We start from the raw sequence: 20,050 nt of genomic DNA on the forward strand, positions 1-20,050 counted from the left end.
CCCCACGGGTTCCCCGCCGTTCGCCGTTGCCGAGGGGACGGCGAACGAAGTCGAGCCGGACGCGGTGGCCGAAAACCCCGGGGCGGCGCGCCCGGCCGCGCCCTAGGGTCGGGCCCATGATGATCAACTCTCTCGCCCTGCCCCCGTCCGACGCCGAGGTGGACGCCTGGCTGGCGGTCCTGACCGCCGCCGCGGCCGTCGACCTCCCGCAGCTGCCGCCGCCCTCCCGGGTGGAGGTCGCCGGGCGGCTGCGGGTGACCCCGGTGCGCGGCCGGCCCCTGCTGTGGACGGCCGGCGAGCGGGCGGGGGAGGGGGAGGAGGCGGGTGTCGCCGCGCTGCTCCTGTTCACCGAGGAGGGCAACACGCACACCGCGTTCCTGGACGCGCTGACCGTGCGCCCCGGAGCGCGCCGCCGGGGCATCGGCACCGCCCTGTGGGAGCGGGTCCGCGAGGAACTGCTCGCGGACGGCCGGACCTCGGTCGCGGCCATGGTCGACCTCGGCGGTCCCGGCCAGGCCTTCGCGGAGGCGGCGGGCTTCCGCAACGTCCTGCCGATGGCCTGGTACGTACAGGACATACCGGTCGGCGGTGAACCGGCGCACGCCGCGGCGGACCGCTGCGCATCCGCCCCCGCCACACCCGGCTACGAACTCCTGACCTGGTACGGCCTCGTGCCCGACGCATGGGCGCCGGCCGCGGCCGCGGCCCACGCGGCCATGGAGGACGCGCCGACCGGGGACATGGACGAGCGGATCCAGACCTGGACGGCCCCGCGGCTGCACACCCTCCAGCAGCTGATCCTCGACCGGGGCGGCGACATGATCACGGTCGCGGCGGTGACCCCCGGGGGCGAGGTGGCCGCGTACACGGAGGTCGTCCTGCCGGATCCCACGGGCACGACCGCCCTCCAGTACGACACGGTGGTCGTGCCCGCCCACCGCGGCCACGGCCTCGGACGCGCCGTGAAACTCCACATGGCCGCGCGGGCAGCAGCCCGCCACCCGCAGCTGCGCCGCATCGCCACCACGGTGGCGGACGAGAACGGCCCCATGCGGGCGGTCAACGAGGCGCTCGGCTACCGGCGGGAGCGCGGCGTCGGCATCTACCAGACCACGCTGTAGCCGGATCCGGATCCGGATCCGGGACGCGGGCCGCCGCCGCGGGTCACACGGCCTGCCCGGCGGCTCTCCCGGCGGTCTTTCCTCCCGCCTGCTGCCCGGAGGCGGTCGCCTCGCCGGTCCCCTCGGCGGCCTTCTCCGCGGCCTTCTCCGCGGTCCGCTGTGCGTCCCACGATGCCAGCAGGCGCAGCGCGTCCTCGGAAGCCGAGCCCGGCTCCGCATGGAAGGTCACCAGGGCCTGCGTCGGATCGTCGGGGAGCGTCAGCGTCTCGAAGGACAGCCGCATCTCCCCCACCAGCGGGTGCCGCAGCAGCTTCACCCCGTGCGTCTTGTCCGCCACCGTGTGCGCCGCCCACAGCCGCCGGAACTCCTCGTTCTTCACGGACAGCTCCCCGACCAGCGCCGACAGCTGCTCGTCGTCCGGGTGCTGGCCCGCGTACAGCCGCAGGTTGCTGACGACCCAGCACGCCTGGCACTCCCACTCCCCGTACAGCTCCGCGGTCGCCGGATCCAGGAACATCAGCCGGACCAGGTTCCGCTCCGCCGCGGGAAGCGCCCCGAAGTCCCCGAAGACCGCGGCCCCCAACCGGTTCCAGCCGATGACGTCCTGACGGTGCCCGACGAGGTAGGCCGGTACGCCCTCCATCGCGTCCATCAGCGTGCGCAGCGCCGGACGCACCTGCTGCGGCCGCCTGCTCTGGCGGCGCCTGCGCGCCTTCGGCCGAGCCAGGTCCATCAGGTGCGCCCGCTCGGTCCCGTCCAGGCGCAGGGCCCGTGCGATGGCGTCCAGCACCTCCGCCGACACGTTGTGCCCGTCGCGCTGCTCCAGCCGCGTGTAGTACGCGACCGACACCCCGGCCAACTGCGCCAGTTCCTCACGGCGCAGCCCCGGCACGCGCCGCCGGCGCCCGTAGTCCGTCATGCCCACGTCCTCCGGGCGCAGCCGTGCGCGGCGGGAGCGGAGGAACTCGCCCAGGCATGCTCGCTGATCAAGCTGGTCCATGCCGCCCAGTATCACCGGGCGGCACGCCGCGCGGAGGGCGTCAGCCTGACCCCACCAGTAGTACGTTCGCCAGTCGTAGGAAGCACAGGGGTCTGGGTGCCGGCGGGGCGGACCGGCAGGGTGGGGGGCACCGCAGAGACCCACCACGTCGAGGAGCACCCCATGCCCGTCACCGCCACCGCGGCGCACACCCCCGCCACCCCGATCACCCGGGTCGCCGCGTACGCCGCCCCCGCCCCCGGCGTCCCGCTGGAGCGCACCACGATCCCGCGCCGCCCCGTCGGCCCGCACGACGTCCTCGTCGACATCAAGTACGCGGGCATCTGCCACTCCGACATCCACCAGGTGCGCGACGGATGGGGCGAGGGCATCTACCCCATGGTCCCCGGCCACGAGATCGCCGGGATCGTCGCCGAAGTCGGCGCGGACGTGACCCGGTTCAGCGTCGGGGACCGGGTGGGCGTCGGCTGCATGGTCGACTCCTGCAGGGTGTGCGAGCACTGCCGAAACGGCCAGGAGCAGTACTGCGCGCAGGGCATGACCGGCACCTACAACGCCCTCGGCCGGGACGGCGAGCCCACGTACGGCGGATACTCGACCCACCTCGTCGTCGACGAGAACTACACCGTCCGCATCCCCGAGGGCCTCGCCCTGGACGAGGCCGCCCCGCTGCTGTGCGCGGGCATCACCCTCTACTCGCCGCTGAGGCACTGGCAGGCGGGCCCGGGCAAGAAGGTCGCCGTCGTCGGCCTCGGGGGCCTCGGCCACATGGGCGTGAAGATGGCGCACGCACTGGGCGCGGAGGTCACCGTCCTGTCGCAGACCCTCCGCAAGGAGGCCGACGGCCGACGACTGGGCGCGACCCACTTCCACGCCACCGGCGACGCGGCCACCTTCGAGGAGCTGGCCGGCACCTTCGACCTGATCCTGTCCACCGTCTCGGCCCCGCTCGCCCTGGACGCCTACCTGGGCCTGCTGAAGGTCGACGGCGCCCTGGTCAACGTGGGCGCCCCGGAGGAGCCGGTGTCCCTCAACCTCTTCTCCGTCATCGGCGGCCGCAAGACCCTCGCCGGATCGATGATCGGCGGGATCGCCGAGACCCAGGAGATGCTGGACTTCTGCGCGGAGCACGGCCTCGGCGCGGAGATCGAACTGGTCGACGCCGACGGCATCAACGAGGCCTACGCCCGCGTCCTGTCGAGCGACGTCCGCTACCGCTTCGTGATCGACACCTCGACGATCTGACACCGCGGGGCAGAGCCCGAACGCCGCCCGGCGGCCACCCGTCCTGCATCAGTGGCCCGACGGGTACGCGGACAGCCGGCGCCGCCGCGCCGCCCGTCGGGGAGGGGGACGCCGTTCACTCCCCGGGGGCCGCGGCCACGCCGATCGGGCAGGAGACGCCCGTGCCGCCGATGCCGCAGCGTCACGGCCATCGCCAAGTCCCTGGGAATCGGTCGTGCCACGTTGTACCGGCACCTCGGAGAGAGCGCGTGAGACAGACGCACGCGGACGCAGACAGGCCCCGGCATCACGGCGGGGGCCGCTGTCAGGCAGGGGCCTGCCGGGCCGGGCAGGGCAGCTCGGGAGCAGCACGGTTCGGCGAGCACGCCACGAGGGCGACGGAGTGGAAGACAGTGCCTCTCAGGTAGTGGCCGAGGGATACGTCTCCTCCCCACGTCAGCCGCTCGACAGCAGATTTCTCCAGGAGAACCATCCTGGTCGCCTCCCGGTCCGGCTCCGAGGCGAACCGGGCCGCGAACTCTGCGAGCTGGAGGCCCAGCCACTCGCCGGCCTCCTTGGGCTCCTCCCATGTCCCCCTGATCAGGGAGGGCGGTTTCATGAGCCAGTGCACCGTCTGGATCGGGGGGAGGTCGGTAGTCGGGAACGCGGCCACGGCTTCTCGGTACCGGTCGTTCACCTCTTGCTCACTGGTCGCCGCCGGGGCCTGGCCGGGCGGTCTGCGGACGCTCTCCCTGTCGAACGTCTTCTTCTCTCCCACCCATGCGTAACCGTGGTGGTGCACCGCTGCTCCGTTCCGAGAGGTGACGACGGCCCCGCCCGTCGGCGTGTGGGCAGGGCCGTCAGTTCAGGTGGTGCCGTGGATCAGGCGGAGAGGTCGAAGCGGGCGGGGTCGATGCCCGCCGCGTCCAGCTCGGCCGTGGTGAAGCGCAGGGGCTCGGCGTCCGGGCGCTTGCTGTCGCCCATCGCCCACGCGTCCGGCCCGATCTTCGCGAGGGTCAGGCACGCCTCGCCGTCCGGGTGGGTGTTGCCTCCGCACGCCTTGCTGAAGTGGGCTCCGGCGATGTCGAGTTCGTACAGGTCGGTCATCTTGTCCTCCTTGATTCAGATGGAAGGGCACCGCTGTCCCGCTCGGGGAGTGTCCGGGTGCCTCGCAGCGCCTCTGCGATCTGCTCGACGTGAGCAGCGGGGATCGAGCCCAGGTGCACGAGCGGCTCGCCTCGGGGAGTCACCTGTGGGCGTATCGCCGCGCAGGCGCTCTCCGGCAGGCCCAGGGAGGCGAGCACCTCCCGCATGGCATCGGAGGCACTCAGAGCCGCTGTACGTCCGTCTCTCCAGGTCTGCATGTCCACTACGCCGCTGTGCGCTGCTTCGCAAGGGCAGCGCAGACACCGCAACCCGGCGCAGGCGCAGGCGGTGTGCGGGGGAGGGACAGTTGAACCGGTGGGTCCATCGTGGTGCTGGGGCTGCTCACTGGGATTCCCTCCATCGAGTGTCGGCACCGCTGATGCTTCACCCGCTGAGCAGCTCCTTCTAGGACCTTTCCTGTTGGGGCAAGAATCCGTCCCGGACGCCCTCGACCAGGGCTCTCATGGCATCGCCGGAGACCGCCACGGCGGCGAACCGTTCGAAGGTGTCGAGGTAGACCCGGACGTCCTTCGGGTCGCGGGTGGTGACCTCGGAGTGGAACGTCTCCACGATGACGAGCCGGTCGTCGTGGAGGCTGAAGCAGGTCATGGGGAAGTCGGGCATCCGGCGGTCGGACGGGACGACACCCAGCGAGACGTTGGGCAGACGGGACACGGATACGAGCCGGTCGAGCTGGAGCGCCATGACCACGGGCTCGCTGATGCGCCACCGGAGTACGTGTTCGCAGATCAGGAAGCGGAATGACCTGCCCGGTTCGTACAGGACGGATTGCCGTTCGAGACGGGCAGCCACGGTCTTGGTCCTGGTCTCCTCCGGCAAGGACGGAGACAGGGAGAAGACGGCGTAGGCGTACTCGGGCGTCTGGAGGAGTCCGGGAATGAGCTGCCCCTGAAAGAGCCTGAGTGTGGTTGTGCCGGCCTCGATGGCCCGGATGGTCTTCTGGTGCTTCCAAGGGCCCATGCGGCGCAGCAGGCGCCATGCGGTGGCCTCGGCGGCTTCAGCGCGGGCGGCTGCCAGGAACTCTTCCTTGACTTCCTCGCTCACGTTTATGGCAGTGAGGACCAGGTCCACGTCCTGGACGGTTGGTCGTACCTTGCCCGTCTCGATCTTCGAGAGCTTCCCGGCAGACATGGAAGCCCTGCGGGCCACCGAATCACCCGTGAGTCCGGATGCGTCGCGCAGCGCCCGCAGGGCTTTCCCGATCGAGTCGGCGGTCAGTGGTGCCGCTCCCGGTAGTCCGCGAACGCCACAGCTTCGGCCAAGGCGCGGTCTCGGTAGTCCTGATACTCGGCAAGGCAGTGGGCAGGAAGCAGTTCGGCGCCGGTGAACGCACCTTCTGGCGTGTAGTGCATCCGGTATACGTCCTGGTCGTCGAACAACCAGAAGTCGTGATCGGGCAGGCCGGTCACGGCCTGCTCTGACAAGTCGATGATTCCGATGGTCTCGCCGGCCGCGATGTTGCCCGGATAGGCGGCCAGTTCGTACCGCAGGTAGTCAGTCAGCGGAGACCGAAGGATGTGGACGCGTGAGACCTGCTTGCCCTTGTCGGTCATCGACCGTACCCATGGGTTGTCGTCCCAGGTGGGGCCCATGTCCCCGCCTGCCAGGAAGCGTTCGAACTCCTCGCGCTCCTCCTCCACGCTGTAGACGGCGAGGGTCTCCAGCCGAAAGGCGGTCCGTTCGAAGGTCTCGAAGAGCCGGCCGAACTCTTCACCGCTGAGCACGGAAGTACTCCTCCAGCACCGCGGCCGGGACCACGACAGCGGTTTCACCCTCGGGCAGGTCCAGCTGCGCCAGCCGCTCCGGGTCGGTGATGACGTAGCCCTGCACTACGTAGTCCTTGGCGTCCTCAGTACCCCACAGCGTCGGGCACGTTCCGTTCCTGCACTCCGGGTCACCGGAAAGCTTCCGCAGCATCCTTGTCCCCACATGTCGGCGTACGCCTGTTGCGTTCGATGCTCCCGAGCTGGTCGGGGTGGGGTCAAGTACTGATCCTTTCCAGAACGGGAAAGCAGCCCTCTCGGTCGGAATTGAGGATGCGCCGGGATGTACGCGGCGGCTACAACGGCAGCATGACCGTCTTCCTGTGTGCCAAGTGCGGTGGCAGTCTTACGCCAGACCTGACGCTGCTGCCTGCCGTTCCGTCAGCGCCCGACGACGAGGAACGGGACAAGGAGAGCCGGCTGGCGCCGGCCACCATGCCGCAGGGGCACTACGCGATCGAGACCGAACCGTGGGGCGCTCCGTACGTGCCGCATCCGGACCCGGAAGAGGGTGGGCCTGCGCAGCCGCGTGGACCCTGGCGGAGTGACGAAGGGGTGCTCATGATCTCTGCCGGGCCGCTCGGCAACATCGTGATCCACCCCGAGGAAGCGCCCCGACCTCCAGCCGCTGCCGGACTGGGAGAACAGCGGCGGATGCTGCGGACCGTCAGGAGACAGCGGACTCAACCGCGCCTGCCCCTGTGGCGCCCGGGTGGCCACGCTCGCCGCAGACTGCTGGGGCCCGTACGAGCTCCATCTGGACGCGAAGCGGGTCTACGGCTACGACCCGTCCTGATCAGTAGCCCGAGGGGTGTGCGGACAGCCAGGCGGAGTGGCGGGTGCACAGGCGGTCCCGTTCCTCGGGGGTAGGGAGGATGACGTCCGCGCCGCCGTCGTACGGGTGGTGGATGCGGGTGAGACCGGGGGCGTAGCGTTTCGACTCCGGCAGGCTGTGGAAGCGGACCCAGCGATTGCGGTACACCGCCTTCAACTCCCACGGCAGCATGGGCCCGGGAGGCCGGTGGGCCTGCCGGAGCCGGGTCAGCCGCTCGTGCGCCGGGTCCGTGAGCAGCGGGCCGCTCACTCCCCGGGGGCCGCGGCCACGCCGATCGGGCAGGCCACGCCCGTGCCGCCGATGCCGCAGTAGCCGCCCGGATTCTTGTCGAGGTACTGCTGGTGGTAGGCCTCCGCAGGCCAGAACGGGCGCTCCGCGGCAGGGAGCACGGCCGTGGTGATCTGCCCGTAGCCCGAGGAGCCCAGGACCTGCTGGTAGGCCGTGCGGGAGGCCTCCGCCGTCGCCTGCTGGGCGGGGGAGTGCGTGTAGAGCGCCGAACGGTACTGGGTGCCGACGTCATTGCCCTGGCGGAAGCCCTGGGTCGGGTCGTGGGACTCCCAGAACAGCTTGAGCAGGGCCGCGTAGGAGACCTGTGCCGGGTCGAACACCACGCGGACGACCTCGGTGTGGCCGGTCAGGCCCGAGCACACCTCCTCGTACGTCGGATTCTCCGTGAAGCCGCCCTGGTAGCCGGCCAGCGTGGTCCACACCCCGGGGGTCTGCCAGAACTTGCGCTCGGCGCCCCAGAAACAGCCCAGCCCGAAGTCGGCGACCTCCAGGTGGGCCGGATAGGGGCCGGCCAGCGGGTTGCCGAGCACGGTGTGCTTCTCGGGAAGGGCGAACAGCGGCTCCGCGCGGCCCGTCAGGGCCTCCTCGCGGGTGGGGAGCTCGGGCGTACGGCGGTACGAGAACATGGATTCCCTCCTTGTGGGAGGGACAACGCGCGGAAGGCGGGCCGGGATTCCCCGCCCCGCCCCCGGACCGTGCCTCACAGGCCGGGCGTGACCTTGCGTACCGTCCAGTCCCGCGCGTACACGTACGCGGACCTCGGCGCGTAGGACCAGGGCAGGGCCCCGATGTAGCCGTCGATGTGCCGGAAGTGCTCGACCGCCTCCGCCTCCCGGTCCTGCCAGAACAGGAAGTAGGCGAGCAGGTGGCGCAGCCGGACCGTCCGCCAGTCGTCCGGGTCGGCCGCCGCCAGGTCCCCGAGGGCCGCCTCCACCGCCGCGACGACCTCCGGCTCCTTGAAGAACGTCTCCGACCTGAGGTCGGACTCTCTCACCTTCTGCTCGAAGTAAGCCGTCAGCGGCAGCAGCGACAGCAGCTCACCCGGCTTGCCCGAGGCGGCCGACTCGCGCGCGAAGGCCAGCGCCAGCTCGTGCGAGCCGCGCCACTTGGCGCACCAGTACTGCAGGGCGCTGGTGTGCGCCGTCAGCACCTTGGGGTCGCGGCGGGTGATCTGCGCCCACAGCTCGCCGTACTGCTCGTGGGCGTAGCCCAGGCCCTGCGCGACGGGCTGCTCGATCATGTACGGGACCGGGTCCGCGGGACCGGCCAGCCGCTGGGCCTCGTGCGCGTCCGCCTGCGCCTTGACCAGCAGCTCGTGGAAGATCCGGAACTGCTCCCGCGTGGTGTGCTCGGCGGTCAGGCTGCCGCGTACGTTCCACGCCACCGCGACGCTCGTGTCGGCGTTCACCAGGGCCGCGGTCGGGTCGGCCGGCCGGGCCGCGCGCCAGGCCAGCAGCCAGGCGTCGTCCTCGGCCGCCACCTCGGCCAGGGCGCGGACGCGCTGCCAGCGCTCCTCCCAGTCCGTCCCGCACGCCTCGACGTACGCGGCTCCCGCCTCCCAGTCGCCGGCGCGGACCGCGTCGAGCGCGGCCTTGCGCCCGGCCGGCACCGGCCGCGCGTTGTCCGTGTCGAGCTCGGCCTCCGGTACGAAGCCCAGCGCGACGACCGCGGCGGCCTGCTGGGCCTTCTTCTCGGCCTTGGCGGCGGCGGTGCGGCCGTCGGAGGCCACGGTCCGGCCCTCCAAGGCGGCCACCTCCGCCTCCAGCCGCTTCGCCTTGCGGATGTAGTAGACGCCCCGCAGCACCTTGAACGCGCCGAACAGCAGCATGGCGCCGAGGATGTACAGACCGATCACGGGGCAAGCACCAGCTTTCGCAGGGGTTCGGTGTCGGGCAGGTCGGCGACGGCCGCGTCCAGGGCCAGGCGCAGCTCCTCCTCGAAGCCGTCGGCCGGGTAGCTCAGGGCGGCCGAGTCGGACCAGGACAGCTGCCAGCGGGCCGCGCCGCGGCCCGTCAGCTCCACGGTGACCAACTGGTTCAGGGCGCGCCGCACGGCGGGGCGGGCGAACTCGCGGGCCGTGCGGCCCGTGGCGGCCGCGGCCTCCTCCGACTTCGGGAAGCGGTCGGCGATGCGCCAGCGCACCGCCGGGTCGGCGTCGATCGCGTCGAGCAGGGCGGGCAGCCCGGGGCCCGCGCCCTCGGCTGCGAAGGCCTCGCGGATCTCCTCCGCGCCCTGGCCGACGTACTGCGTCATCGACTGGTGGACGAGGTCCTCCCAGTCGACCCGCTTGAGCGCGAGGGCTTCGGGGGTGAGGACGACCTGCTCCAGCGCCGCCAGCGCGGCGCCCGCGTCGGACAGCAGTTCCAGCGCGGGACGGGCGGCCTGCCCGCCGCGGCCGTCGTCGGGCAGGGCCTCGATACGGGCGACGCGCTCCGCGAGCGGGGGGTGGGAGTCGTACGGGGAGGCGGGCTCGGTCGACAGGTCCCGGCGCAGGTCGTCCAGGTCCTCCGAGCGGGCGTCGAGCAGCTTGCGCAGGCCGCCGAAGACCTCGCCGGGGCGGGGCAGCAGGCCGGCGCCGACACCGAGGGTGGCGTAGGAGCTCATGTAGAAGTCGTGCGCGGAGTCCAGGGCGTTGATCTCGCGCAGGGCGGAGGCGGCGGAGTCGCGGCCGGCGACGCGCACGGAGGCGAGGTCGGCGGCGAGCTCCTGGCGGCGGCCGGCGGTGCGGGTCGCACGCATGTAGAAGTTGCCGTACGCCATGTAGATCTTGGCCATGGCGCGGTAGGTAGCGCCCTGGCCGGAGGTGTCGACACCCTTGGCGCCCTTGCCCTTGGCGACGCGCTTCTCGTCCCGCTTCTCCTGGCGGGCCCGCTCCTTGGCGACCTTGTTGTCGGCGCGCTCGTGGAAGTGGCCGATCGTACGGATCAGCTGGGCGCGGCCGCGGGCGATCAGCGGGGTGAGGCGCGTGTCGAAGTTGGCGTAGTGGCCCATCTCGTGGGCGAGGACGGCGCGCAGCTGCATCTCGTCCAGGCCCGTCATCAGGGGCAGGCCGAGGTAGAGGCGGCGGGTCCCGGGCCGCAGGCCCAGCATCCGCGCGTCCTCGGCGACGGCCGCGTTCACCTCGTCGATCAGCACGATCTCGTCGGGGGCGCGGGTACCGACCTGCTGGGCGATCTCGCGCACGGTCCGCCACAGGAGCGGCTCCTGCGCCTCCGTGACCGGGATGCCGGCCGGCGGCTCGCCCTTGGGGGTGCGGAGCATGAACAGGCCGCGGACGATCGGAACGGCGAGGACGACCGACACGATGATGATCTTGAAGGCGACCGGGCCGTGCAGCCAGGTGACGACGGCGAAGTCGACGCCCACGAGGGCGGCGAGCAGGAAGACGCCGAGCAGATAGAAGCCTGCGAGCAGGACGAGCGCGCGCACGGCGCGCAGAGAAGCGCCCATATGGACAGATCCCCCCCGGGATGAAGAACGGTGCTGAGCCGCGTGGCGGGGGTCGATGGCCGCCACGCCGCATGATGCGGCTCGAAGATTGTTGACGGCAACCTTATTCACCGCTCGTCGCCGCTGCTCGCGGGGGGTACTCGCGGGTAGGGACCCGCGCGCGGGGCGCCGCTCCGCTGCGGTCCCCGGGGCGGGAGCGCCGCCTCGCCCGCGCGAAGGGCGGGCCCCGCGGGGCCCGGCGCCCCGGGCCCGCCGCGGGCCCGCAGGGCCGGGGGGAAGGGTCGCCGGGCCCCGCAGGGCCGGGGGAGGTCCGCCGGGCGGAGGGCCGAGGGGCAGGTTCGCCAGCCCGCAGGGCCGCGGTGCGCCCGACAACGCGGCGAGGCGCGGTGCCGGGCGGCGCGGGGCGGGCGGGCCTTCGCGGACCCGGCCTCGCGGCAGCCTACTGGGGGAGCGTCGCCGGGGAGCCGCCGTTGGCCTCGTAGCCGGCCACCGCCAGGGCCCGGTACAGCGCGTACTGCGCCGCCGGGTCCTCCGCCGCCGACCACGGCAGCGCGCCGACGTACCCGTCCACGTGGCGGACCTGCTCCATCGCCTCCGCCCACCGCTCCATGTTGACCAGGAACAGCAGCAGCAGGTGCCGTACGTGCGCCAGCATGGGGTCGTCCTGCCGGGCCGTGTGCACCGCGTACAGCGCGCCCTCCACCGCCCGCGTCACGGCCTCCCCCCGGTGGAAACCGCTGCTGAGGATCACGTCCGGCAGGTTCTCGTACAGCGCGAACAGCGGCAGCGCCGCCAGCAGCGAGCCCTGCGGGGCGCGCGCCGCGGCCGCGTGCGCGAAGGCGTCGGCCTTCTCCCGCGACCCGTGCCACTTCGCGCACCAGTAGTGCAGCGCCGCAATGTGCGCACCCATGTGCTCCGGTGCCCGGTCGATGACCTTCGCCCACAGCTCGTCGAACTCCGCCTCCGGGTACGCCAGACCCCGGGCGATCGCCAGCTCCGTGATGTACGGGACCGGGTCCCCGGGTGCCAGCAGCGCGGCCTTGCGGCACGCCTCCCGGGCCTCCTCCAGGATGATCCGGTGGTCTTCGGAGCCGACACCGCCCGACTGCCGCCACGCCTGCTGCACCAGCAGCTCCGCGTGCACCTGCGCACCGCCCGCGTCCTTGTCCGCCTCCAGCCGCCACGCCTTCAGCCACTGCGCGCCCACGCCCGGCTGCGCCGCCAGCTCAAGGGCGGCCGCGCCGCCGAAGGCCTGTACCCGCTGCCAGCGCCGTTCGCCCTCCCGCGGGGTCCCGGCCAGCAGTTGCGACGCCGCCTGCCACTGGCCGGTGCGCCGCACGTTGTCCAGGGCGTCCATCAGGTCCTGGTCGGGCCCGGGGATGCGGATGTCGAGGTCTTCCTGCCGGTCGAATCCGTAGTTCGCCGGGTCGGCTGCGTCAGGGCTGCCCGGCGCGACCAGACGGATGCCGCCGCGCCCGCGCCGGACGAACGGGCCGACGATGAACACGATCATGAGCACCGCGAACAGGAACCACAGAATCTCCATGCCTCCAGCGAACCAGACCGAGGGGGCCGCAGGCGAATAGGGGGGGTGCACACCGGGCCTGGGCATAGCATCTGACCATGAGCGACGACAGCCACGAGCACCAGAGCTTCGAGACCCGCGCGATCCACGCGGGCAACACCGCCGACCCGCAGACCGGCGCGGTCGTGCCCCCGATCTACCAGGTCTCCACCTACAAGCAGGACGGCGTCGGCGGCCTGCGCGGCGGCTACGAGTACAGCCGCAGCGCCAACCCGACCCGCACCGCCCTGGAGGAGAACCTCGCGGCGCTGGAAGGCGGCCGCCGCGGCCTCGCCTTCGCGTCCGGACTGGCCGCCGAGGACTGCCTGCTGCGCACGCTGCTCTCCCCGGGCGACCACGTGGTCATCCCGAACGACGCCTACGGCGGCACCTTCCGCCTCTTCGCGAAGGTCGTCTCCCGCTGGGGCGTGGAGTGGTCGGTGGCCGACACCTCCGACGCCGATTCCGTACGTGCCGCCCTCACCCCGAAGACGAAGGTCATCTGGGTCGAGACCCCCTCCAACCCGCTGCTCGGCATCACCGACATCGCCGTCGTCGCCGACATCGCGCGGACCGCCGGCGCCAAGCTGGTCGTGGACAACACCTTCGCCTCGCCGTACCTCCAGCAGCCCCTGGCGCTGGGTGCGGACGTGGTCGTGCACTCGCTGACCAAGTACATGGGCGGCCACTCCGACGTGGTCGGCGGCGCGCTCGTCACCGCCGACGAGGCGCTGGGCGAGGAACTGGCCTACCACCAGAACGCGATGGGCGCGGTGGCCGGGCCGTTCGACTCGTGGGTCGTGCTGCGGGGCATCAAGACCCTGGCCGTGCGCATGGACCGGCACGCGGAGAACGCCGCCAAGATCGTCGAGGTGCTCAAGCGGCACCCGAAGGTCACCAAGGTCCTCTACCCGGGCCTGCCCGAGCACCCGGGCCACGAGATCGCCGCCAAGCAGATGCGCAACTTCGGCGGCATGGTCTCCTTCCAGGTCGCCGGCGGCGAGGAAGAGGCCGTCGCGGTGTGCGGCCGCACCAAGATCTTCACGCTGGCCGAGTCCCTGGGCGGCGTCGAGTCCCTCATCGAGCACCCGGGCCGCATGACGCACGCCTCGGTGGCCGGCTCGGCCCTCGAGGTCCCGGCGGACCTGATCCGCGTCTCGGTGGGCATCGAGAACGCCGACGACCTGATCGCGGACCTGACCCAGGCCCTGGGCTAGCCCCGCAGAACCCGCCGGGGCCCGGCCCACCCGGCCCCGGCGGACCCGCCGGGGCCTTCTGGCTTGGCTCCGCCGGGCTGATGGGACCTCGGCGGTCCGGGTCGACGCCGCGGAAACCGGCCCCGGCGGGCCCGCCAGGCTCCGGCTCCGGCTCCGCCCGGCGCGGCGCAGTCGCGAGGGCGGGGCTACCAGCCTTCCAGCGGCGGGGAGATACCGGTCGGCGGGCCCGCCCAGGGGCGCGTCAGCGAAGCCCACACGGCGAAGGCCACCGCGGCGGCGAACAGCACCGCCCAGCCGAACCGGCGCAGCGCACGGCGCCGGCGCAGCAGCCGGTCCCCACGGGCCGCCGCGCCCGCCGCCAAGCCCGTCGGCACCACCGGGTAAGGCCCTTCCAGGAGCTGCTTGACCTGGGCTTCCTTCCGGTCCGGGAGCCCGCTCACGCCGCCTCCCGGGACCGCAGCAGGGACACGGCCCGGTTGCACAGCACGCGGACCCGCTCCACCGGCATCCCGAGCTGCGCCGCCGTGACCTCCTCCGCGAGCCCCTCGTAGAGCCGCAGGACGACCACGAGCCGTTCCGGCGGGCTCAGCCGCGCCAGCACCCCGGACCCGCCGTGGTGGCGCCAGCCGGTCCGGGCGAAGGCGGCGCACAGTTCGTGGCGGGTGAAGTCGTAGGGGTCGTCCGCGCGCAGGCGCCGCCAGTTCGCGTACGTACGGGCCAGCGCGTCCGCGAGCAGCCGGCGGGCCGACTCCGGTTCGCCCGTCAGCAGCACCGCGACATGCAGGAGACGCCCCGCCGCACCCGCGACGAAAGCTTCGAACTCCCCATAGGGGCCCGCCTGTTGATCAACCGCCCGCATATTCACATAGTGCGGCCGGTGGGACCGGTCAGGTCAATAGGACGGACGGACTCCGCTCAGGAGGCCGGACCGGCTTCGGCCACGGCCGCCATCAGCTCCGACAGCGACAGGTTGAAGCGCGTCAGCAGCCCGGTGAACGACTCGCGCTCGTCCTCGCTCCAACCCTCCGTCACCCGGGCCATGAGCTCGCGCCGCGAGGAGCGCACCTCCTCCAGGCGCGCCAACCCCCGCGGGGACAGCGCGAGGACCACGGCCCGCCCGTCCTCGGGGTGCGAGGTCCGCTTGACCAGACCGCCGTCGACCAGCGGCGCCACCTGCCGGGTCACCGTAGAGGAGTCGATCCCCATGCCGCCGGCGAGCGCCTTGACGCCCATCGGCCCTTCCAGGTCGAGCCGGTTGAGCAGCAGGTAGGCGGCGCGGTCCATCGAGTTGCGGGCCTGGCCCACGCCGCCCAGACGGGTCTGCTCGGCGCGCCGGGCGAAAACCGCCACCTGGTGCTGGAGCGCGTCGAGGAGACCGGCTCCGGCGGGCGCTTCGGCCTGCACGGACAGATCGGAATTGGCCGGGGTGGAAGGCATGGCCGTGGGCTCTCTTCGCGTGGGTCCGACAAGGATGGGGGACACAGTACGCGGCCCTGCGGCGGCTCGTACGCCTCGTACGAGAACTGGTACAGCCCGCCGGGGCACCCGTCCTGCGGGCGTCCCGGATGGCGAGATTTCGACCCTGCCCCGACAGCCGCCCCGGTCTCCGCCCCGACCCTCCCGCAGCCCCTGCGGCCGCTCCGCGCCCGGCCGCGCCCGGGCTGCGAGACTGGCGGCATGAACTACCGCGTGCCCCAGCCCGTTCCCCAGGTCATCCTCGACGACGTCCGGGGGGCTCAGAAGATGCTCTCCGGCGTCTCCCGGGTCACGCCGATGGAAGGCAGCAGGCACCTGTCCGCACTCACCGGCTCGCCGGTCCACTTCAAGTGCGAGAACCTCCAGCGCACCGGGTCCTTCAAGCTCCGCGGAGCCTACGTGCGCATCGCGGGCCTGCGCCCCGAGCAGCGCGCCGCCGGCGTCGTGGCCGCCAGCGCCGGCAACCACGCCCAGGGCGTGGCCCTGGCCTCCTCGCTCCTCGGGGTCCGCTCCACCGTGTTCATGCCGGTCGGGGCGCCGCTGCCGAAGGTCGCCGCGACCCAGGAGTACGGGGCCGACGTCCGCATGCACGGCCAGGTCGTCGACGAGACCCTCGCCGCGGCCCAGGACTACGCCGACCGCACGGGCGCGGTCTTCATCCACCCCTTCGACCACCGCGACATCATCGCCGGCCAGGGCACGGTGGGCCTGGAGATCCTGGAGCAGTGCCCGGAAGTGCGCACCATCCTCGTCGGCATCGGCGGCGGCGGGCTCGCCGCCGGGGTGGCCGTCGCCGTGAAGGCGCTGCGGCCCGACGTGCGGGTGATCGGGGTGCAGGCGGCGGGCGCGGCCGCGTACCCGCCCTCCCTCAAGGCAGGCCACCCGGTCTCGATCGACCAGCCGAACACGATGGCCGACGGCATCAAGGTGGGCCGCCCCGGCGACGTCCCCTTCAAGATCATCGGCGAGCTCCTCGACGACGTGCGCACCGTGTCCGAGGACGCCCTCTCCAGCGCCCTGCTGCTCTGCCTGGAACGGGCCAAGCTCGTGGTCGAGCCGGCCGGCTGCAGTACGGTGGCGGCCCTGCTGAGCGAGCCCGAGCTGTACGGCGCGGGCCCCGTGGTCGCCGTACTGTCCGGCGGCAACGTCGACCCGCTCCTGCTCCAGCGGATCCTGCGGCACGGCATGGCGGCGGCGGGCCGGTACCTGTCCCTGCGGTTGCGCGTGGCGGACCGTCCGGGGGCGCTGGCCGGGCTCCTGGGGGTGCTGTCGGTGGTCGACGCGAACGTGTTGGACGTGAGCCACGTACGGACCGACCCGCGGCTGGGGCTCACGGAGGTGGAGGTGGAACTGCACCTAGAGACCAAGGGACCGGAGCACTGCGCGGAGGTCGCGCGGACGCTGCACGGCGCGGGCTACAAGGTGATGGGCTAGCGGACCGGCGGCCGACGGACCGGCTGGACGGGCAGACGGCCGGCCGGCTGGACGGGCAGGCGGGCCGGACGGGCAGGCGGACCGGACCGGCGCGACACCCCGGCCACGCGCCCCGACCCACGCGCACGCGCCCCGACCCACGCGCACGAGTCCTGTACGCGTGCCCCCGTACGCGTGATGCCCCGGCCGGGGAGCCGGCCGGGGCATCATCTGCGAACCAAGGGCGATCGGGGGTGATCAGCCGGTGAAGGGCTTGACGTCCAGGACCTTGACGGAGGCCTTCTTGCCGTTCGGCAGCTCGTACTCGGCGTCCTCGCCGATCGACTTGCCGAGCACGCCGGCGCCCAGCGGGGACTGCGGGGAGTACGTCTCGAAGTCCGCGGACGCGTACTCGCGCGACGCCAGCAGGAACTCCATCGTGTCGTCCTCGTCGCCGTCGAAGGCGATCTTCACGAGGGTGCCCGGGGCCACCACGCCGTCGGACGCGGGCGCGGTCCCGACCTTGGCGTTCTCCAGGAGCTGCGTGAGCTGGCGGACCCGGAGCTCCTGCTTGCCCTGCTCCTCCTTGGCCGCGTGGTAGCCGCCGTTCTCGCGCAGGTCGCCCTCCTCGCGGGCGGCTGCGATCTTCGCGGCGATCTCCGTGCGGGCGGGACCAGAGAGGTAGTCCAGCTCCGCCTTCAGCTGGTCGTACGCCGCCTGGGTCAGCCAGGTGACGCTCTCGCTCGTCTGGGTCACGGGTGCTCCTCGTCGGTACAGGGGACTTCAGCGCCGCCAGCGGCGGACGAAACCACGAGCCTAACAATTCGGGAAGAAAAGGGGGAGGACCCCAGAGGGCCATTGCCCCGCGAACCGCACTCCCAAGCGTCGGCGGAGTGCCTCGGCGGGTGCGTCGGCGAGTGGCTCAGCCGGCGGACCCCGCGGGCTGGCAGCCCACCAGCTCGATCATGGTGGCCCGGCCGGTGGTCTTCACCGAGACGACCTCGTCGACCCGGGACTCGGGTTGGGCGAAGGTGAAGTCGGCCCGGCCCACCTCGGCGTGCTCCTCGTCCTGGGAGACCATGGTGCACACGCCCGTGATCGAAGGGTCCTTGCGGACCTCCAGGTGCACCTTCACCTCGGTGTCCGAAATCACCTGGAACTTGATGACCTCGGCGCTCACGCTCCGGCCCGCGACGTAGTCCCAGCCGATCCAGCCGATCACACCCAGCAGCAAGGCACCCAGCGCCGCCCCGATGATCTTGAGCTTCCGGTCCGCACGCTCGTCCGCCGACCGGCCGTACCGGCCCTCGGGCAGTCCTTCGCGCACCGCGCTCATGATCTTTTCCTCTCGCTGGGGAGGGCCGGTCATCCCTGGAATTTTCCGCCCCCCAGTTCGGTCACTATAGAAGCCGAGTGTCGCGCCGAATCGCAGAGGATCCTGTTTTGACCGAGCAGCTTCGACTGATGGCCGTCCACGCCCACCCCGACGACGAGTCGAGCAAGGGCGCGGCCACGATGGCAAAGTACGTGTCCGAAGGGGTCCCCGTCATGGTCGTGACCTGCACGGGCGGCGAGCGGGGCTCCGTACTGAACCCCAAGCTCCAGGGCGACGCGTACATCGAGGAGAACATCCACGAGGTCCGCGCCAAGGAGATGGAGGAAGCCCGCCAGATCCTCGGCGTCGAGCAGGAATGGCTCGGCTACGTCGACTCCGGCCTCCCCGAGGGCGACCCGCTGCCCCCGCTCCCCGAAGGCTGCTTCGCCCTCGCCGACGTCGACGAGGCCGCCGGCGAGCTCGTCAAGAAGATCCGCGCCTTCAGGCCGCAGGTCGTCACCACGTACGACGAGAACGGCGGCTACCCGCACCCCGACCACATCATGACCCACAAGATCTCGATGGTGGCCTTCGACGGAGCGGCCGACACCGAGAAGTACCCCGAGGCCGAGTACGGCCCCGCGTACCAGCCGCAGAAGCTCTACTACAACCAGGGCTTCAACAAGCCGCGCACCATCGCCCTGCACGAGGCGATGCTCTCCCGCGGCCTGGACTCCCCCTACGGCGAGTGGCTGGAGCGGTGGAAGGAGTTCGAGCGCAAGGAGCGGACCCTCACCACCCACATCCCCTGCGCGGACTTCTTCGAGATCCGCGACAAGGCCCTCATCGCGCACGCCACCCAGATCGACCCGGACGGCGGCTGGTTCCGCGTCCCCATGGAGGTCCAGAAGGAGGTCTGGCCCACCGAGGAGTACGAGCTCGCGAAGTCGCTCGTCGACACCTCCCTCCCCGAGTCCGACCTCTTCGCGGGCATCCGGGAGAATGCCTGACCATGAGCGCTACGCAGGCAGCACTGACCCAGCTCCTCCCGCTGGCGGGTGACACCTTCGACAAGAACAAGGTCACCCCCGGAATCCTGGGCTTCATCGTGTTCGCGGTCCTCGCACTCGGTGTGTGGGCCCTGATGAAGTCCATGAACCGGCACATGGGCCGGGTCGACTTCGAAGAGGCCCCCGAACCGGCCCCCACGGCCAAGCCGACCACCTAGTGCTGTGACCGGCAAGGTTCACCGGGTCGCGACGCCCGGCACGGCACCTCGCCGCGTTGTCGGACCGCGCGAGTACGTCCAGTACGAGCCGCGGCCCTCCGCCTTGCGATGCACCGCACCGGACGCCGCGCCCCGGCAAACCTTTCCGGCCACAGCACTAGCCGTACCCCGTCCGGGCTCCCGCCCGGACCCGCGACACCGGCCCGGCCCCCGCCGCGGCACGCCGCCCCGCCCACGACGGTGGGGCGGCCCCAGCCATGGCCACGGCGCCCCAGCCGACCACCGCCCGGCACCGCGCCGCCCGCCCCGACGGCTGCCGCCCGTGCCACCGCGGCCACGCGGCCATGCCGCCATGCCGCCTGCGTCTCGGCGCAGCCGTGGCCGCCGAACTCCGGCGGCTGCCGCCCGGGCCACGCCGGCCCCGTCGGCCCGCGCCCGCGCTCCGCACCCTCCGCCTGGACCGGCGCCGACCCTGGGCGACCCGCCGGTCGGCGCAGCGTGGCCGCCGAGCTGCCGCGGGTGCCGTCCGTGCCACGCCCGCCCCGGCGGCCCCCGCCTGCTCCGTGACCCTTCGCCTCGACCGGCGCCGACCCTCGGCGACCCGCCGGTCGGCCCGGCCATCCAGCCGCGGCCGCCGAGCCTCAGCCGCCCCGCAACCTCGACCACCGGGCCCATCGACCCGGGCCTGCGCCTACCGCCCAGGGGCTGCCCGCGGCTACCAGCTCGGGGCTGCGCCCCGGCGGGTGGGCCTGCGGGTACCGGTCCGGGTCTGCGCCCCGGCGGGGTGGGCGTGCGGCTGACCGGTCGGGGGCTGCGCCACCCGTGTGGGCCTGCGGCTACGGTCTGGGGCTGCCCCGGCGGGGTGGGCCTGCGGGTACCGGTCCGGGTCTGCGCCCCGGCGGGGTGGGCGTGCCGGCACCGGTCCGGGCCTGCGCCCCGGCGGGGTGGGCGTGCCGGTACTGGTTTGGGTCTGCGCCCCGGCGGGGTGG

General features: G+C 72.5%; 21 protein-coding genes. 6 read left to right on the top strand and 15 right to left on the bottom strand.

Annotation, left to right across the window (positions count from 1 at the left end; all coding sequences use genetic code 11):
- Positions 1 to 116: 116 nt before the first annotated feature.
- A complete protein-coding gene (locus tag AVW11_RS10565) occupies positions 117 to 1,121 on the top strand; it encodes a GNAT family N-acetyltransferase (protein ID WP_079250583.1) in 1,005 nt (334 codons plus the stop codon).
- Between the two features lie 43 nt (positions 1,122 to 1,164).
- Here AVW11_RS10565 and AVW11_RS10570 read toward each other — a convergent pair whose 3' ends face one another.
- The gene (locus tag AVW11_RS10570; RefSeq protein WP_079250584.1) at positions 1,165 to 2,121 is read right to left on the bottom strand and encodes a helix-turn-helix transcriptional regulator; all 957 of its coding nucleotides are present in this window, start codon (positions 2,119 to 2,121) and stop codon (positions 1,165 to 1,167) included.
- A gap of 162 nt (positions 2,122 to 2,283) precedes the next feature.
- Here AVW11_RS10570 and AVW11_RS10575 point away from each other — a divergent pair, with 162 nt between their 5' ends.
- A complete protein-coding gene (locus tag AVW11_RS10575; RefSeq protein ID WP_051700802.1) occupies positions 2,284 to 3,366 on the top strand; it encodes an NAD(P)-dependent alcohol dehydrogenase in 1,083 nt (360 codons plus the stop codon).
- 304 nt (positions 3,367 to 3,670) lie between these two features.
- Here the strand turns inward: AVW11_RS10575 and AVW11_RS10580 are convergent, their stop codons facing one another.
- The 9 genes from AVW11_RS10580 to AVW11_RS10635 all read right to left on the bottom strand — a co-directional run bounded on the left by AVW11_RS10580 (position 3,671) and on the right by AVW11_RS10635 (position 12,394).
- Positions 3,671 to 4,147: a hypothetical protein gene (locus tag AVW11_RS10580; protein ID WP_076043850.1), complete on the bottom strand. Its 477-nt coding sequence runs from the start codon at positions 4,145 to 4,147 to the stop codon at positions 3,671 to 3,673.
- Positions 4,148 to 4,227: 80 nt separating this feature from the next.
- Positions 4,228 to 4,452, bottom strand: coding sequence for a DUF397 domain-containing protein (locus AVW11_RS10585; protein WP_060178804.1), 225 nt, complete (start codon positions 4,450 to 4,452; stop codon positions 4,228 to 4,230).
- A 444-nt stretch (positions 4,453 to 4,896) separates the two neighbouring features.
- Positions 4,897 to 5,703, bottom strand: coding sequence for a helix-turn-helix domain-containing protein (locus AVW11_RS10595; protein WP_276209061.1), 807 nt, complete (start codon positions 5,701 to 5,703; stop codon positions 4,897 to 4,899).
- Between the two features lie 23 nt (positions 5,704 to 5,726).
- Complete coding sequence (locus AVW11_RS10600; protein WP_060178801.1) at positions 5,727 to 6,236, bottom strand: DUF6879 family protein; 510 nt, start codon at positions 6,234 to 6,236, stop codon at positions 5,727 to 5,729.
- Positions 6,237 to 7,071: 835 nt separating this feature from the next.
- Positions 7,072 to 7,359, bottom strand: coding sequence for a DUF3885 domain-containing protein (locus AVW11_RS10615; protein ID WP_060178800.1), 288 nt, complete (start codon positions 7,357 to 7,359; stop codon positions 7,072 to 7,074).
- Entirely contained in the window at positions 7,356 to 8,024 is a 669-nt protein-coding gene (gene msrA, locus AVW11_RS10620) for a peptide-methionine (S)-S-oxide reductase MsrA (protein WP_076043853.1), read from the bottom strand. The genes AVW11_RS10615 and msrA overlap by 4 nt, the downstream gene beginning before the upstream one ends.
- Positions 8,025 to 8,098: 74 nt before the next feature.
- Positions 8,099 to 9,253 (bottom strand): hypothetical protein, encoded by a 1,155-nt coding sequence (locus AVW11_RS10625; RefSeq protein WP_060178798.1) that lies wholly within the window; start codon positions 9,251 to 9,253, stop codon positions 8,099 to 8,101.
- The gene (locus AVW11_RS10630; RefSeq protein WP_060178797.1) at positions 9,250 to 10,848 is read right to left on the bottom strand and encodes a M48 family metallopeptidase; all 1,599 of its coding nucleotides are present in this window, start codon (positions 10,846 to 10,848) and stop codon (positions 9,250 to 9,252) included. The genes AVW11_RS10625 and AVW11_RS10630 overlap by 4 nt, the downstream gene beginning before the upstream one ends.
- Positions 10,849 to 11,287: 439 nt before the next feature.
- The gene (locus AVW11_RS10635; protein ID WP_076043854.1) at positions 11,288 to 12,394 is read right to left on the bottom strand and encodes a hypothetical protein; all 1,107 of its coding nucleotides are present in this window, start codon (positions 12,392 to 12,394) and stop codon (positions 11,288 to 11,290) included.
- A gap of 77 nt (positions 12,395 to 12,471) precedes the next feature.
- Here AVW11_RS10635 and AVW11_RS10640 point away from each other — a divergent pair, with 77 nt between their 5' ends.
- Entirely contained in the window at positions 12,472 to 13,629 is a 1,158-nt protein-coding gene (locus AVW11_RS10640) for a cystathionine gamma-synthase (protein WP_060178795.1), read from the top strand.
- A 185-nt stretch (positions 13,630 to 13,814) separates the two neighbouring features.
- Here the strand turns inward: AVW11_RS10640 and AVW11_RS10645 are convergent, their stop codons facing one another.
- The 3 genes from AVW11_RS10645 to AVW11_RS10655 are packed head-to-tail and all read right to left on the bottom strand — an operon-like array spanning position 13,815 to position 15,066.
- A complete protein-coding gene (locus AVW11_RS10645) occupies positions 13,815 to 14,069 on the bottom strand; it encodes a hypothetical protein (protein WP_060178794.1) in 255 nt (84 codons plus the stop codon).
- The gene (locus AVW11_RS10650; protein ID WP_076043855.1) at positions 14,066 to 14,488 is read right to left on the bottom strand and encodes a sigma factor-like helix-turn-helix DNA-binding protein; all 423 of its coding nucleotides are present in this window, start codon (positions 14,486 to 14,488) and stop codon (positions 14,066 to 14,068) included. Before AVW11_RS10650 ends, AVW11_RS10645 begins: the two co-directional genes overlap by 4 nt.
- Positions 14,489 to 14,544: 56 nt before the next feature.
- On the bottom strand, positions 14,545 to 15,066 hold the full coding sequence (locus AVW11_RS10655) for a MarR family winged helix-turn-helix transcriptional regulator (protein WP_030855444.1): 522 nt from the start codon (positions 15,064 to 15,066) through the stop codon (positions 14,545 to 14,547).
- Positions 15,067 to 15,306: 240 nt separating this feature from the next.
- Here AVW11_RS10655 and ilvA point away from each other — a divergent pair, with 240 nt between their 5' ends.
- Positions 15,307 to 16,539, top strand: a complete 1,233-nt coding sequence (ilvA, locus tag AVW11_RS10660) for a threonine ammonia-lyase (protein WP_030855445.1) — start codon at positions 15,307 to 15,309, stop codon at positions 16,537 to 16,539.
- Between the two features lie 237 nt (positions 16,540 to 16,776).
- Here ilvA and greA read toward each other — a convergent pair whose 3' ends face one another.
- Positions 16,777 to 17,274, bottom strand: a complete 498-nt coding sequence (gene greA / locus AVW11_RS10665) for a transcription elongation factor GreA (RefSeq protein ID WP_030855446.1) — start codon at positions 17,272 to 17,274, stop codon at positions 16,777 to 16,779.
- 166 nt (positions 17,275 to 17,440) lie between these two features.
- On the bottom strand, positions 17,441 to 17,854 hold the full coding sequence (locus AVW11_RS10670; protein WP_076043856.1) for a DUF4307 domain-containing protein: 414 nt from the start codon (positions 17,852 to 17,854) through the stop codon (positions 17,441 to 17,443).
- Between the two features lie 107 nt (positions 17,855 to 17,961).
- Between AVW11_RS10670 and mca the strand changes: the two genes are divergently transcribed.
- Complete coding sequence (gene mca / locus AVW11_RS10675; RefSeq protein ID WP_060178791.1) at positions 17,962 to 18,843, top strand: mycothiol conjugate amidase Mca; 882 nt, start codon at positions 17,962 to 17,964, stop codon at positions 18,841 to 18,843.
- Between the two features lie 2 nt (positions 18,844 to 18,845).
- Positions 18,846 to 19,061: a hypothetical protein gene (locus AVW11_RS10680; protein ID WP_030855449.1), complete on the top strand. Its 216-nt coding sequence runs from the start codon at positions 18,846 to 18,848 to the stop codon at positions 19,059 to 19,061.
- Positions 19,062 to 20,050 lie beyond the last annotated feature (989 nt).

The sequence above is a fragment of the Streptomyces amritsarensis genome (genome assembly GCF_001953875.1).
Lineage (GTDB): Bacteria > Actinomycetota > Actinomycetes > Streptomycetales > Streptomycetaceae > Streptomyces > Streptomyces amritsarensis.

Excerpts from the sequence above, each read along its gene's own strand:
- AVW11_RS10635 (WP_076043854.1), bottom strand. The coding sequence starts at position 12,394 with ATGGAGATTCTGTGGTTCCTGTTCGCGGTGCTCATGATCGTGTTCATC.
- AVW11_RS10680 (WP_030855449.1), top strand. The coding sequence starts at position 18,846 with ATGAGCGCTACGCAGGCAGCACTGACCCAGCTCCTCCCGCTGGCGGGT.
- AVW11_RS10670 (WP_076043856.1), bottom strand. The coding sequence starts at position 17,854 with ATGAGCGCGGTGCGCGAAGGACTGCCCGAGGGCCGGTACGGCCGGTCG.
- AVW11_RS10585 (WP_060178804.1), bottom strand. The coding sequence starts at position 4,452 with ATGACCGACCTGTACGAACTCGACATCGCCGGAGCCCACTTCAGCAAG.
- AVW11_RS10570 (WP_079250584.1), bottom strand. The coding sequence starts at position 2,121 with ATGGACCAGCTTGATCAGCGAGCATGCCTGGGCGAGTTCCTCCGCTCC.
- AVW11_RS10655 (WP_030855444.1), bottom strand. The coding sequence starts at position 15,066 with ATGCCTTCCACCCCGGCCAATTCCGATCTGTCCGTGCAGGCCGAAGCG.
- AVW11_RS10650 (WP_076043855.1), bottom strand. The coding sequence starts at position 14,488 with ATGCGGGCGGTTGATCAACAGGCGGGCCCCTATGGGGAGTTCGAAGCT.
- AVW11_RS10640 (WP_060178795.1), top strand. The coding sequence starts at position 12,472 with ATGAGCGACGACAGCCACGAGCACCAGAGCTTCGAGACCCGCGCGATC.
- AVW11_RS10630 (WP_060178797.1), bottom strand. The coding sequence starts at position 10,848 with ATGGGCGCTTCTCTGCGCGCCGTGCGCGCGCTCGTCCTGCTCGCAGGC.
- ilvA (WP_030855445.1), top strand. The coding sequence starts at position 15,307 with ATGAACTACCGCGTGCCCCAGCCCGTTCCCCAGGTCATCCTCGACGAC.
- msrA (WP_076043853.1), bottom strand. The coding sequence starts at position 8,024 with ATGTTCTCGTACCGCCGTACGCCCGAGCTCCCCACCCGCGAGGAGGCC.
- AVW11_RS10575 (WP_051700802.1), top strand. The coding sequence starts at position 2,284 with ATGCCCGTCACCGCCACCGCGGCGCACACCCCCGCCACCCCGATCACC.
- AVW11_RS10565 (WP_079250583.1), top strand. The coding sequence starts at position 117 with ATGATGATCAACTCTCTCGCCCTGCCCCCGTCCGACGCCGAGGTGGAC.